13 protein-coding genes and 1 pseudogene are annotated in these 13322 nt (G+C 37.5%); 7 read left to right on the forward strand and 7 right to left on the reverse strand.

Annotated features, from left to right (window positions below):
* Window positions 1-242: 242 nt before the first annotated feature.
* Window positions 243-1010: a class I SAM-dependent methyltransferase gene (locus AC4E8C_RS03675; protein ID WP_490210347.1), complete on the reverse strand. Its 768-nt coding sequence runs from the start codon at window positions 1008-1010 to the stop codon at window positions 243-245.
* Window positions 1011-1140: 130 nt separating this feature from the next.
* Here AC4E8C_RS03675 and AC4E8C_RS03680 point away from each other — a divergent pair, with 130 nt between their 5' ends.
* The 5 genes from AC4E8C_RS03680 to AC4E8C_RS03700 all read left to right on the forward strand — a co-directional run bounded on the left by AC4E8C_RS03680 (window position 1141) and on the right by AC4E8C_RS03700 (window position 6204).
* Window positions 1141-2004 (forward strand): LysR family transcriptional regulator, encoded by an 864-nt coding sequence (locus AC4E8C_RS03680; RefSeq protein ID WP_490210349.1) that lies wholly within the window; start codon window positions 1141-1143, stop codon window positions 2002-2004.
* A gap of 47 nt (window positions 2005-2051) precedes the next feature.
* Window positions 2052-2519: a GNAT family N-acetyltransferase gene (locus tag AC4E8C_RS03685; protein ID WP_490210351.1), complete on the forward strand. Its 468-nt coding sequence runs from the start codon at window positions 2052-2054 to the stop codon at window positions 2517-2519.
* 49 nt (window positions 2520-2568) lie between these two features.
* Window positions 2569-3354, forward strand: coding sequence for a nucleotidyltransferase domain-containing protein (locus AC4E8C_RS03690; protein WP_490210352.1), 786 nt, complete (start codon window positions 2569-2571; stop codon window positions 3352-3354).
* Window positions 3355-3466: 112 nt separating this feature from the next.
* Window positions 3467-4834 carry a dipeptidase gene (locus AC4E8C_RS03695; protein ID WP_490210354.1) on the forward strand — a complete coding sequence of 456 codons (1368 nt, stop codon included), beginning with the start codon at window positions 3467-3469 and terminating at the stop codon, window positions 4832-4834.
* A gap of 98 nt (window positions 4835-4932) precedes the next feature.
* Window positions 4933-6204, forward strand: coding sequence for an MFS transporter (locus AC4E8C_RS03700; protein ID WP_490210356.1), 1272 nt, complete (start codon window positions 4933-4935; stop codon window positions 6202-6204).
* Here AC4E8C_RS03700 and AC4E8C_RS03705 read toward each other — a convergent pair.
* From AC4E8C_RS03705 to AC4E8C_RS03720, 4 genes and pseudogenes are all read right to left on the reverse strand, one after another.
* Window positions 6201-6518: a hypothetical protein gene (locus AC4E8C_RS03705; protein WP_490210357.1), complete on the reverse strand. Its 318-nt coding sequence runs from the start codon at window positions 6516-6518 to the stop codon at window positions 6201-6203. The two genes, AC4E8C_RS03700 and AC4E8C_RS03705, sit on opposite strands and share 4 nt — an antisense overlap.
* Before the next feature lie 411 nt (window positions 6519-6929).
* Window positions 6930-7169: pseudogene (locus tag AC4E8C_RS03710) on the reverse strand (CueP family metal-binding protein); the annotation flags it as partial.
* A gap of 8 nt (window positions 7170-7177) precedes the next feature.
* Window positions 7178-8068 (reverse strand): ROK family protein, encoded by an 891-nt coding sequence (locus AC4E8C_RS03715; RefSeq protein WP_490210359.1) that lies wholly within the window; start codon window positions 8066-8068, stop codon window positions 7178-7180.
* 48 nt (window positions 8069-8116) lie between these two features.
* Complete coding sequence (locus AC4E8C_RS03720; protein WP_490210361.1) at window positions 8117-8551, reverse strand: AAA family ATPase; 435 nt, start codon at window positions 8549-8551, stop codon at window positions 8117-8119.
* A 353-nt stretch (window positions 8552-8904) separates the two neighbouring features.
* Between AC4E8C_RS03720 and AC4E8C_RS03725 the strand changes: the two genes are divergently transcribed.
* On the forward strand, window positions 8905-9708 hold the full coding sequence (locus AC4E8C_RS03725; protein WP_490210363.1) for a UTP--glucose-1-phosphate uridylyltransferase: 804 nt from the start codon (window positions 8905-8907) through the stop codon (window positions 9706-9708).
* A 38-nt stretch (window positions 9709-9746) separates the two neighbouring features.
* The gene (locus AC4E8C_RS03730; RefSeq protein WP_490210365.1) at window positions 9747-11750 is read left to right on the forward strand and encodes a galactosyltransferase-related protein; all 2004 of its coding nucleotides are present in this window, start codon (window positions 9747-9749) and stop codon (window positions 11748-11750) included.
* 22 nt (window positions 11751-11772) lie between these two features.
* On the opposite strand, the gene AC4E8C_RS03735 is transcribed toward AC4E8C_RS03730, so the two are convergent.
* Both AC4E8C_RS03735 and AC4E8C_RS03740 read right to left on the reverse strand, forming a co-directional pair.
* Entirely contained in the window at window positions 11773-12252 is a 480-nt protein-coding gene (locus AC4E8C_RS03735; protein ID WP_490210367.1) for a flavodoxin domain-containing protein, read from the reverse strand.
* Between the two features lies 1 nt (window position 12253).
* On the reverse strand, window positions 12254-13294 hold the full coding sequence (locus AC4E8C_RS03740; RefSeq protein ID WP_490210369.1) for a ribonucleotide-diphosphate reductase subunit beta: 1041 nt from the start codon (window positions 13292-13294) through the stop codon (window positions 12254-12256).
* Between the last annotated feature and the right edge of the window lie 28 nt (window positions 13295-13322).

A 13322-nucleotide genomic window follows, 5' to 3' on the forward strand; every position in this document is an offset into this window, starting at 1 on the left:
TGAAAGGCGGGGCGACTGCTTTCGACCATGTGTACAAGCATTAGAAGGTAAAACACCTAGATTTGATCGACTTGGGTTAAGTATTTGATGAAAAGGGCCAATTTTTCAATCTTAATACTGAAAAATTGGCCCTTCTTTATATTGGAATTACCTTAACGTAAAACCGCATTTACCTGACGGAAAACTGTTACAGTAAGAATGTAAGCTTTTGGCCCCTATTTCTGGTAAGGTTATTTCATTACTCATTCCTTCAAACCAATTACCCGAATCCGTTTATAATCAAGAATCCAGCATCCACCCCTAAATAGACTGTCTTTTAAATGGTTCTCTACTCTTGATATGATACGTTCTTTTGCGTCATCAGGAATACCCTGCAGCATACTGCTGCCAAACATATCAATCCAGTTTTTAATTCCACTCTCACCGTCTAATGGGGTTGGCCGATCAAAGTGGTGAGCAAAGGTCACTCTAAATCCTGCTTGTTCCATTAAAGATGAATATTCAGCAATACTGGGAAAAAACCACGGGAAATGTTCGGCTTTAAAAGGGAAACCTTCTGCCTCAATTTGCTTCATGATTTCTTTGTATAATGCTTCCACATTTCCCCTTCCCCCAAATTCAGCAACCATTCTTCCACCATGTTTTAAGCTGTTATACATACCATTTAATGCTTGTAGTGGTTGTTTGATCCAATGGAGTGCAGCATTTGAAAACACCGCATCAAATTCATGATGAAAATCTAATTTTGTGGCATCTTGAATGATGAACCTAATAGCGGGGTATTTACTTCTAGCCTGTTCAATCATTTTTTCAGATTGATCGACCCCTGTAACCTCTGCTCCATAATCAGCCAGTTGCTCTGCTAAATCCCCAGTTCCGCAGCCAAGGTCAAGAATTTTTTCTCCTTTTTTGGGAGCTAATAATTCAACTAGACTCTCCCCGTACATGGATACAAATGAATGGTTAGAATCATATAGATTAGCATTCCAAGTGTCCCTTGTCTTCTCCAATTGCAACTCGCTCCTTTTTTTTTGTAAGAAATTTGATAATATTTAGATTATAATAGAGGATATTAATTATGGATATTAACAAAAAGTGAGGAATTTAATAACAAACTGTTATTGAATAGAGGGGATCCTTATGGATATTAAGTGGTTAAGAACATTTATTATCTCAGCAAAATATGAAAATTTCAGGGAGGCATCAGAGGAACTTTTTCTGACTCAACCTGCTGTTACAAAACATATTAAACGGCTGGAGGAGAGCCTAAACATTTTATTATTTGAGCGAATGGGAAATAAAGTAGTCCTTACACCGGCAGGTCATAGATTTTTATCCTATGCGAGGGAGTTCATCACCAATTATGAACAAGGGATGATTGATTTTGAATCGTGGAAACAAGGATATAAACGAAAGTTAATCATTGCTGCTGCACCCCAAATTGCCTCATCCTTTCTGCCTGCTTTACTGCGGAAATTCATGGATGAAAATCCGAATATAGAAGTGATCATCAATGTTCTAAACTCTTATGAGATTGGTAATGAAATCAGTGTAGGAAAGGCCGACGTAGGCTTAACCAGAATTTTGCCTGTGCAAACAAATATAAAAACCGTGACGGTACATAAAGAATCTGTCATCCTAGTTAGTCCTAATGTACCTTCTTTAGATGAACGGATGGCACTTCAGAAATATAGGCTGATCACCCATAATCATCCCGATTATTGGGATGATCTACTAAACGATATTAAGAGACATTATCCCACATTGCAAACAATGAAAGTTAATCTAGTAGAGGTAACAAAGCGTTTCATCGAGGAAGGACTTGGTGTATCTTATTTACCTCTTACGGTTGTTAAAGAAGAAATTCGCAGAAATAAGCTGATCGAAATAAAACCAGACAAAATCGCTCTGCCTGCATCCTCTACTTATCTGTTAACAAAAGTAGAAAGTGATGAAGTACTGCTTTTTACTAAATTTTTAAAAGATACTATTTCAAGTTTCTAGTTATTGAGAGGTTACTATAAATAAATTTTAATAGGCGGTGAAGGAACATGAAACTATTCTTTTACGATGAAAAGTATAAAAGTGATATCGAACAGTATCAAATAACAGAGGAACAACTTCGGTTTACAGGCTCGCCGAAAGACTGTATCAAACTTTCAAATGAAGATCCTGATCGGTATTCCATTCTGGCCATGGATCAAGATCAATTGGTTACCTTTTTCGATCTCCATAAAAATGAAGGAGTAAGACCTTATTCAGACAATGATCGTTCCATATTAGTCAGGGGCTTTTCGACGGATTTTCGTCATCAAGGGATGGGGTATGCGAAACAAGCACTAGGACTATTACCTTCTTTTGTAAAGGAACACTTTAGTGATAAGAATGAAATCGTACTTGCTGTTAATCTGCAAAATAAAGCGGCACAAGGACTTTATAAAAAATGTGGTTTTATTGATGAAGGTGAACGGAGGATGGGGAAAAAAGGGGAACTAATCATTATGAGTTATCATTTATAAGTTTTTAGGAAAGGATTATTATCATGATTAGAAACAAGGGGGGATATAATTGCGAGAAACCATTATTCAAACGTTGAGGAAAATCGAAATAGATTATAACGTTAAAATCCTTTATGCCTGTGAATCTGGCAGCAGAGCTTGGGAGTTTCCATCAAAAGATAGTGATTATGATGTCCGGTTTATTTATGTCCATCGCCAAGAGGATTACCTAACGATTGACCAAATGGGGGTAGGGAAAAAACGGGACGTCATTGAACTTCCTATTAATGATGTATTGGACGTGACCGGGTGGGAATTGACGAAAGCCTTAAAGCTATTTCGGAAATCTAATCCGCCGCTAATGGAATGGCTTCATTCAGGGATTGTTTATTATCATGCCTATTCCACAATTGATCAAATGAAGGAGCTTAGTAAAACTATTTTTGCCCCACACTCCTGTCTCCATCACTATCTGAATATGGCTAGTAATAACTTCCGAGAATTTTTACAAGGTGATGAAGTAAAGAGTAAAAAATATTTTTATGTCCTGCGGCCGGTATTGGCTGCCAAGTGGATTGAACAATTCAATGAATTTCCTCCATTAGAATTTTCCACTCTGTTGGAGAAGTTAGTACCAGAGGGAGAATTAAAGCAAGAGATTCACACCCTTTTAAAAAGAAAAATGGATGGGGAAGAACTGGATCTGGAGCCGCAAATTGAGGTTATCAACAGGTTTTTAAGTGAGGAAATCACTCGTCTTCGTGAATTCATCAAGACCTTACATATTACCCTGCCAGATTCTACACCGGTGCTGGATCAATTATTTAGAGATACGCTAAAAGAGGTTTGGAGTTAATTTTCTCTTTGGAAATTCGCCTGCCCGTCTAGACGGCTTTTGCAGCTAGTTGTAGGTTTCCTCCTTTTTTGTATAAAATAAGAATGGCAAATAAATTAGAAAAGGTGATTATATGAGTCAATTATCTGAGTTTTTATCCACTCATCATGAGCAAAATGTCGAGGAATTAAAAGAATTGCTCCGGATTCCCAGCATTAGTTCGTTATCTGAGAATAAAGAAGACATTCAAAAAGCTGCTTCCTGGATTGCCCATAAACTAGAAGAGATTGGAATGGAACATGTTGAAATAGTCCAGACAAAAGGTCATCCGATTGTATATGCCGATTGGATTCATCAGGAAAACGCACCCACAGTTTTAGTATACGGGCACTATGACGTCCAGCCTGTTGACCCTCTTCATTTATGGGAAACCCCTCCATTTGAGCCGGACATTCGGGATGAAAAGATTTATGCCAGAGGGGCAACTGACGACAAAGGACAGATGTTTTTACATATCAAAGCAATGGAAACGTTAATGAAAGCAGAGGGGAAACTACCGGTAAACGTAAAGTTTTGCATTGAGGGTGAAGAAGAAATCGGCAGTCCGCATCTTCCGCAATTTTTATCCGAGAATAAAGAAAAATTAGCTTGTGATGTCGTGATTATTTCGGATTCTGATATGTGGGATCGAGGAGTCCCTGCCATCACTTATTCTTTAAGAGGTCTGTGTGCACTCGAATTCACCCTTAAAACGGCCAATTCTGATTTGCACTCGGGCATGTTCGGCGGTGGAGTTCAAAACGCAAACCATTTATTAGTGCAGTTACTTTCAACCCTTCATGATGCAAATGGAAAAGTAAATGTAGAGCATTTTTATGATGATGTCGAGGAACTGACTGAATTTGAAAAGGAACAAATTAAATCTTTGGGCTTCGATGAGGAAAAGTTAAAAAAATCATTAGGGTTAACAGATTTTACCGGAGGAGAAAATAATTATCCTTATCCAGAGAGAATTAGTTCCCGTCCAACTTTAGAAGTAAACGGCCTATGGGGCGGATTTCAGGGAGAAGGAACCAAAACGGTTATTCCGAACGAGGCACATGCCAAAATAACTTGCCGTCTCGTCCACAATCAAAACCCTGAAAAAATCCAGGGATTGCTTCAAAAGCACATAGAAGAACATGCACCAAAAGGATGCACGGTAACAGTGACTCTACAAGATAAGGGTAATCCATTCTTAACGCCAATCGACAGTCCGATGATGCAAAAAGCGGCTGAAGCTTATCAAAACGTGTATGGTCAGGCACCTGTTTACAAACGAGAAGGCGGATCCATTCCAATCGTTTCGGATTTCAACCAAGCCTTAAATACTCCTGTTGTTTTAATGGGATTCGGTTTGCCAGATGAAAATCTGCATGCGCCAAACGAGCATTTTAACTTAGAAAACTTTGATAAAGGTATCTTAACGATTTGTTCTTTTTTGGAACTGATTCAAAGATAAAATTTATAGTGCCTGTCACTTCCCTCGGGTGGTGTCAGGCACTTTTATGTAGGTATCCCATATAAATAAGATAAAAAAGCTAACAGGGGTAGAAGTGATTGGACAAACAAAATAATGGTTTTCGGTGGGTTGTGTTTGCTTCTGTGCTGTTTACTTATTTATTAATGTCGAGTCAGCGAACGGCTCCGGGCCTGATTACGGACCAAGTGATGCGGGATTTTCATGTCACAGCTTCCACGATTGGGCTACTGACAAGTATACAATTTTTTGTATACACGGGTTTGCAAATTCCGATGGGCTTTTTGGCTGATCGTTATGGTCCTAATTTTTTTCTCATTATCGGGGCGATCCTCACGGGTATAGGTACAATTATCTATAGTCTAGGCACGCAGGAATTTGTGCTGTTTTTTGCTAGGATTCTGACGGGTACGGGGGATGCAACCATCTGGGTTAATATGGTGCTCATTTTAAGCCAATGGTTTAAGGTAAAAGAATTTGTTCGTTTAATTGGTCTGGCGGGAATGACGGGAAGCCTAGGGTTTCTTTTGGCGACAGTCCCATTCTCTACTTGGATTGACCTGCTTGGTTGGCGAGCGGCTTTTTTTTCAGCGGGATTACTGTTATGTCTATGTGGGGTCCTTCTTTATTTTGTACTCATAAGAAAACCCAAGCAACTTTCCCTTAATCAATCGGTTTCAGAAAAAAATGAGCAGGAACACGAAAAAACAATGGTTTTACTACGAAGAATCTTTTCGAGCCGGCAGGCATGGGCTTTATTCTTTTGTCATTTTGGGGTAGTTGGGGCCTATGTAGGATTTATCGGTTCGTGGGCAGTGCCCTATGGGATGAATATGTATGGCATGACCCGTTCGGCTGCGAGCCAGCTCATTATGATTGGTCTAATTGGTGCCCTGATTGGTGCTCCCTTAACCAGCTGGATTTCAAGCCGGTTAGAAACCATTAAACGACCTTACGTTGTTGTTCATCTTACAATTCTATTATGTTGGTTTTCCTTTCTTCTCTTTCATGGGGCTCCGCCATTTTCCGTGCTTATTATCCTTTTCTTTCTTATCGGCTTTGGATATGGAGCAAGTGCGTTAACGTTTGCGGTCGGCCGGCAATCCTTTCCTATAAAAGAAGCTGGTATTGTTTCCGGCTTTGCCAATACGGGTGGATTTTTAAGTGCGGTGTTGCTGCCAAGTATTTTCGGCAATATATTAGATTATTTTCAAGCTGCAGGCAATATAGGGGATGGATATTTCTATGGTTTCATTACACCTGTTTTCTTCTCCATGCTTGGCTTGGCTGGTGTGATGATGATTAGGGAGAAGCGTAGAAGTGCAGATGGAAAGCTACGGAATTTGAATTAAAGATAACTTCTATAATGAAATAACATGGCAACAAAGGTGATGATAGTGTAAGAAAGGGATGTAACAAAAGCAATATTTGGTTTAAATTCAAATTTTTGTTCTTCCATTTTTATTCCAGTCGTTCCTTGTACGATCATATCCGTTTGGCGTGAGGTAAAACCACCTTTAGAGGTTGAAAACCAAATAATAATCGATCCGATCATTCCAACAAGAAATGAGTAATCAATGAATTTTGCATTAGTAAAATAAGTTAAGCCGAAACTCAAGCCCAATAAAATGATTAAAGTAATAACAATGTTTATTAGTACCTTCATATGGCGTTTTCTCCCCTCAATTGTTATCTGTATATTTTGATTTTAACATAAGTTGGTATTTTTGGGATGAAAGTGTTATTTGTTGTTCGCCAACTAATCCATTAGCAGAGGTTTATTTTTAATAATGGCTCGCTCTGTTATAACTGAATGTTAATTTCACTGTGTTTGAAAAATAAACGGAAAAATTCCGACTAAATTGGGAAATACCCATATTTCCTAAAAAATAAGGGAAGTTTGTCCGTTTATATGATCCAAATCTTTGGATTTTGTCTTATTTAGAGTAGTTAATCGGAATATCTCCGTTTATATCTGCTTGTTAAGGTTCATCATTATACATTAGCCGGAAATTCTCCGCCTATAATTCTCCCCCATGTTCAATCATCGATCAAACACGGGGAGTTCCTTGTGTTCCTACAACAGCTGCATGGTTGTAATACAGGTAGCGTCATTTTCAAAAGTAGAAATCTTTGATTCTACTTTTTTTCCCTTATGTGTAATCTTAATCTGGTAGTTTTTGTCTCGTGGGAGCCACAAATCAATAAATCCATTTGATTGTGATGTAACCGTTTTGTCTACGATCACATTCCCCTCAGTATCTTCAATATATACAGCAAACTTTTCATTTACTAGTTCACCTTGACAACCTGCCGATAGTTGATTTATCTTCTCTTTTTCTGAATAAAATGGTACAGTGCTCCAATCATTCCTGCGTCATTTTTATGCTTACATTGTTCAACTGGAATCTTAATATCCTTCCACCAATAAATTTGATCAAGATGGTAATTGATTTGTTTTAACAAACCAGGTTGGGCGGTTACGCCGCCACCTATTAAAATTTTTTGCGGGTTGAGAACAGCTGCTAGGTTAAAAATTCCATAACTAATGTTTCTAACCCAGTTATCAATAAGTATTCTTACCGAATTACTTTTAATAGATTCTAAAAAAATTTTCTCCCCATCAACTTTTTCATGTTCACCAATACCCTTGAGTTTTTTATAGGAATGAATTAAGGCAGTAGTAGAAGCATTGGAGTGCAAAATATCTCCGTCATGGCTTCCAGCTTTGGTCATGATAAAACCAATTTCGCTGCTTCTATAAGTGTGACCATGCAAAAGTTTCCCGTTGATAAAAATTCCTCCGCCAATGCCTGTCCCAAGTGTCACACAAATAAAATCACTGCAATTTTTAGCATTACCACTAATTTTTTCTGCTAATGCAACACAATTTCCATCATTTTCAATTTCAATCTGTAGAGGAACTCTTCTCTCTAATAACTTTTTAAGATTCTGATTATCTAGTACTTTTATTGCACCCGCTCGCTCTGAATAACCCGAGTTAGGATTAATAAAGCCTGGCAAACTAATCGCAACACCACTGACAGTATGATTTTTGGTATACATTCTGATTATATCTATCATATCTTTTAAAAAGATTTCTAGATTGGTGCTTTGGGTATCGTAGCTGCCCTTTGAAAGGATCGTTCCATTCTCTAATAATAACCCGTGCTTTACTTTTGTTCCTCCAATATCAAAGGAAATATACTTTTTCATTTGACTTCCCCCTCCCTTTTAATAGAATTTAAAATCATATGAAAATTTTTAGTATTTTACCTTAATAATGTTTCCTTCTTCTGAAGCTGGCTTCTCGAATTCTTTATAAATTTGTTTTAAATAATGTTGAGATAGTCGGTTTAGCTTTTTGTTACGTTCTTTACATGTTTCGTAATCGGTATCCACATGGAAAACTTCCAAAGTTAGTCCGAATTCCTTAGCAACACGTCTCCATCTTTTACGACGATCTCGGGTCCTGTTTGTGGTATCAACAATTACGTTATGGCCACTTTTTAACAATGCCCGGACCATGAGTTCAGCACTTTCCCACACGAGCGGTTCAGCATCTGGTTTATACACTTCACCATGTAAAGCCAGCCTGATATCATCAAGCGATACACGAACCCACCCTTGACTCTGAAGAAGTTTAGCGTAAGTTGATTTTCCACTAAGGGGCATCCCACACATAATACCTAGTTTCATGTTCCATCTCTCCCAGATTTGCACCTGACATCCAATTTGTTACCAACAAACAGCGGAAATAAGCATAAAGTGCGTTTACTTTATGAAATGCGAATGAGTGTCGATTTGAAATGGACAAATTTACTATGTGATGTTTCAAAATATTTATCGATTTACCTTTAAGGCTATTGCCAACAATTTCAGGGCGAAAATTTTTTGAATCTGCCTAAATTGAATAACCTTCCATAAATGACCAATCATTTAACAAAATCATGATACAAGCCGTTTCAAAACATCAAATCGATTCACATAATAAAGAAAACCCGCTAATGAAAAATAAATTTATCAAAAACCAAGGAAGGAGGATAACTGTTATGGTGAGGAAAGCAATTATCCCTGCTGCAGGGTATGGTACTCGAAGTCTTCCTATTACCAAAGCAATACCCAAAGAAATGTTTCCTTTAGGTCTTAAACCAGCCATTCATTATATAGTGGAAGAGGCAGTTCAGTCAGGTATTGAACAACTTCTAATCGTAATTTCACATTCAAAAGACTCAATTTTAAAATACTTCAGTCCTTCAATGGAGTTAGAGGCTTTTTTAAAAAGTAAAAATAAAGAATATATGCTTAAACAATTAGAGCTGCCTGACATAAAAATCTCCTATATTAAACAACCCGATGGAAAGGGGCTTGGGGACGCAATAAGACTTGGAAAAGAATTTGTAGGAAACGAACCGTTTGGCGTACTATTACCAGATGATTTTGTCATTTCCTGTCAAACCCCTGCACTAAGTCAGTTAATTCATGTATATAAGGAAACACAATCCAGTGTGATTGGATTAAAACAAGTAAAACAAGAACACTTAAAAAATTATGGGGTGATTCAAGGGTCTAGTAAAACGAATCTCATAGAAATAGAGAATATCGTTGAAAAACCAAAAACAGACCCTCCTTCGAATCTGGCAGTAATTGGGAGATATGTATTTACCCCTGACATTTTTCCATGTTTAGAGGCCGCAAAAGTAGGGCTTGACGGAGAAATCCAATTGACCGATGCCATAAAGACTTTGCTGGATCTACAACCAATCTATGGGAAAATGATATCTGGTGATCGGTACGATATTGGGAATTTAGAAGAATATATAGAACTAATGAAAATATTGAGTGAAAAACACTAGTAAATACGTTAATTCTATTAAATAAGGAGAGAATTGGTGTGTGGGAAAAAATTTCAATCATTATTCCCTTCCAAACGGACCATGGTCCACGAGAGCAGGCATTTGAATGGATTAAAGAATATTATGATCGAGTTATGCCCGAAGCTGAAATATGTTTGGGGATCATAAATGGAGAAGAAATTAATAAATCTAAGGCTGTAAACATGGCAGCTAAAAAGGCAACGAGGGATATTTTTGTCATAGCGGATGCAGATGTCGTTTATGACCCTAACCTGATTGTAGAAGCTATAAAATTACTAAAAAAAGAAGCATGGGTTGTTCCTTTTACAGATGTCCATAATGTTGAAAAACAAGGTACTAAGAGTTTGCTTAAAACAGAACCAAAGTGGCCGATGGATGTAAAAACGGAAGAATGTACAAAATCCGATTGGGTGTATGACGGGTTTGCAGGAAAACTCTTTGTCATTACAAGAGAGAATTTCGATAAAGTGGGCGGCTTTGATGAACGGTTTATTGGATGGGGGGGCGAAGATGATGCCTTTTCACATGCAGTTCGAACTATTTGTGGTAAAATCGCAAACATCGAAGGAAAGATATATCACTTATGGCACCCAAGTTTAAGCTATGAAACAAACCCACATGGGGCAGCAAATGGTAAACTTCTTCAGCGTTATGAACGGGCAAGTGGAAACAAAAAGGAAATGAGCAATCTTATCCAAGAACGGAAAAATGAACAAGGAAAGACCCAGCCTAATAAACTGGATATTTTAAATAGTACTGAAAATAAATACAGCCTATCACCCAAAAGCAAAATTTGTTTTGCCATCCTGGTTCATAAAGACAGAGAGTTAGTCAAGCAGCTCATTGAAAATGTTCAATATTATTGCCCAAACAGTGCCATTGTCTTATACAATGGGGGAGACGATCCAACACTTTGTGATGGTCTTGGTATTCCTGTCTGTCCCTCTAGCCATAAATTAAAGCGGGGATGGACAACTATTTATTTTCTAGAAACAATGGAATGGTTAGAAGAATTAGGGCTTGAATATGATTATTTTATTAATCTTGACTCGGACGCCTTGTTTATCAAAAAAGGATATGAAGAGTTCATTCAAGCTGAAATGAAAGACACCGATTATATGGCGGTAAAGCTAAGGATTCCAAGTAAAAATTGGTATATTGGAAATGAACTTAAGAAAGATATTGATAGATGGAAAAAACTATTTAATGTAAAGCCCTTTTACGGAGTTTTCAATGTGGGACAGGTAATTTCGAAACCAATCGTTAGCGCCTTGCTCGAACCATCAAGATTACAAAAGTTAAAAAAAGCATTATTAGAAACCATTACCTTCGGGACGGATGAGGTACTTTATGTAAACATGGCCAAGGAACTTGGGTTCAGAACAAAACCATATCCCAATGCCATAGATTCAAAGATGATTCGATATCGTCCTTACTTCACGGCGGAAGAAATGATTTCCTCCATTAATAACAGTGAATGCTGCGGCCTCTGTCACCCCGTGATTTTGGACAAAGAGGACCCCGTAAGGAAATTGCTCCTAAATATTGAAAGTGACCATCATACAAAACCATATAAAAGTAAAGAATATCCATGGTATGAAGACAATCCAGATAATTATTCCATTTCTCTGCCGATCAAAAGTAAATTTGGGACAGTGGAGCTTATTGTTCGCTCTGGTTCTTCTTTGGCCCACTATTGGCAAAAATCAAATGGAAAATGGAAGAAAAGTGAGAAGTTTGCAAAAGGTGTTACAGGCAATCCGATATTTTTTGAAAGCCATTCAGGTCAATTTGGAGTAGTTTGTAAATTAGAAAAAGGCGGAATTGGATTTTGGCTGAGAGATAACAAGTCACCTAGTCACCCTTGGTATGGGCCATCTGTCTTGTATAAACCTATAGAGCCGATAATGGGAAGCCAACTTCCAGACGGCACACATATCATCGTTTTTAAGTATAACAATGAATTCGTTTACTGGTTACTGGATAAATCGAAATGGGGAAAAACCTTTCCTAATAATTGAATAAATAGTAAACAGATGCCTGTCACTCCCTTTGGGTGGTGCCAGGCACTTTTATGTAGTTATTTCTTTTAAATGCACGCCTTAATAGAGATTCAACAAGTTTGTGGCAACGCTGTATATCCTGTTTTTGTGGAAGAAGTTCAACCTTTAAGGTTGCAGCTAAGCTCGTGTGAAGGTAAAGCATATCGCGGAATTGATCAACTGCTCCACAAAACTTTGGGTAAAAGCTATCACCCGTTCCAAAAACTGCTGTAGTAATGTCTTTTATATTTAGTAATTCAATTGCTTGATAAAGGTCCCACATTTCCTTTGGAATTTCGCCATTTCCCCAAGTGTATGTTCCAATCACAACGGCATCATACTTGCTTAAATGAGATAAGTGAAACCTATCTATTCTAAAAATGGATACGTCGGCTGATTTCTCAAGCAAGATTCGATAAAGCTGCTTGGCTAATTCCTTCGTGTTTCCCGTTACGGAACTGTAAATAATGGCGACTTTCATTTTATAATTCATCAAATCCATTTGAACTTGAGACTTTCGAATAGGTTCTAGATTTTTGCTCAAAGAAATCTGACTTTGTCTCATTCATCATTTCATCACCGAATACCTGAATCCAAGGCATTGGATTGGTTCTTTCCTCATAAAGATTCTTCAAACCAAGCTGTCTTAATCGCTTGTTTGCTAAATATTCGACATACCCGCCAAATTCATCTAAGTCAATTCCTTTAATATCTGTCAAAATATAATGGGCCCATTCCTTTTCCAGTGTAACAGCCGTGTGAATGGTTTGATAAACATAGTTAATATTATCATCTGTATGAAGTTCTGGATTCTCCGTTAACAAAATACGAATAAATTGGGCAATAAAATAAGCATGCTGCATTTCATCCCGTTGGATATAGCTAATCATCGTACTTGTTTTGAGCATTTTTTGCTGACGGGCTAAATTATAGAAAAAGGCGAAACCAGCATAAAAATAGATTCCTTCAAGATTAATTGAATTCACTCCAAGCTCAAATAAATGCTGAGGCGTAGGGTCATGTCGAAACTTCTCATAAGCATCTAAAATTAGCTGATTCCTTTTTCGAACAATCGGATCATTCTTTGCTTGATCAAAGCGCATATTTTGTTCACTTAAAGGAACAAGTGAACTCAAAATATAGGAATAGGATTCATTGTGAACCGCTTCCTGCTGTGAGATCACCGCAAAAATTGCTTTAAAGCTTGAATCAGTAACATAATCCATGACTTGACTCATTGTGGGTGTCTGCAGGCTATCGAGTGACGCCAGTTGCGTATTAATGCGAAGAAAGATATCCTTTTCTCTAGAATTTAATGAATCCCATTGTTTAATATCATCCTGCATATTGATTTCTTGTGCTTTCCAAAAGTTTGATAGAAGCATTTGATACAAATCGTACATTTGCGGATAGGCAATATCGTTCCAATTTAAGATTCCTGAAAACTGCCCGTTAATGATTCTAGTTGATTTATTAGGATGCTCAGGATCAAGTAGTTTTGGTCTTTTTAATATTTGTCCCATGATAAAACTCTCCTTAAAATTATTACTA

The organism is Neobacillus sp. SRL179 (assembly GCF_984799095.1).

Bases quoted from the DNA above. Each gene is read 5' to 3' on its own strand.
- AC4E8C_RS03685 (WP_490210351.1), top strand. From the start codon at position 2,052: ATGAAACTATTCTTTTACGATGAAAAGTATAAAAGTGATATCGAACAG.
- AC4E8C_RS03715 (WP_490210359.1), bottom strand. From the start codon at position 8,068: ATGAAAAAGTATATTTCCTTTGATATTGGAGGAACAAAAGTAAAGCAC.
- AC4E8C_RS03705 (WP_490210357.1), bottom strand. From the start codon at position 6,518: ATGAAGGTACTAATAAACATTGTTATTACTTTAATCATTTTATTGGGC.
- AC4E8C_RS03735 (WP_490210367.1), bottom strand. From the start codon at position 12,252: ATGAAAGTCGCCATTATTTACAGTTCCGTAACGGGAAACACGAAGGAA.
- AC4E8C_RS03680 (WP_490210349.1), top strand. From the start codon at position 1,141: ATGGATATTAAGTGGTTAAGAACATTTATTATCTCAGCAAAATATGAA.
- AC4E8C_RS03725 (WP_490210363.1), top strand. From the start codon at position 8,905: ATGGTGAGGAAAGCAATTATCCCTGCTGCAGGGTATGGTACTCGAAGT.
- AC4E8C_RS03740 (WP_490210369.1), bottom strand. From the start codon at position 13,294: ATGGGACAAATATTAAAAAGACCAAAACTACTTGATCCTGAGCATCCT.
- AC4E8C_RS03720 (WP_490210361.1), bottom strand. From the start codon at position 8,551: ATGAAACTAGGTATTATGTGTGGGATGCCCCTTAGTGGAAAATCAACT.
- AC4E8C_RS03695 (WP_490210354.1), top strand. From the start codon at position 3,467: ATGAGTCAATTATCTGAGTTTTTATCCACTCATCATGAGCAAAATGTC.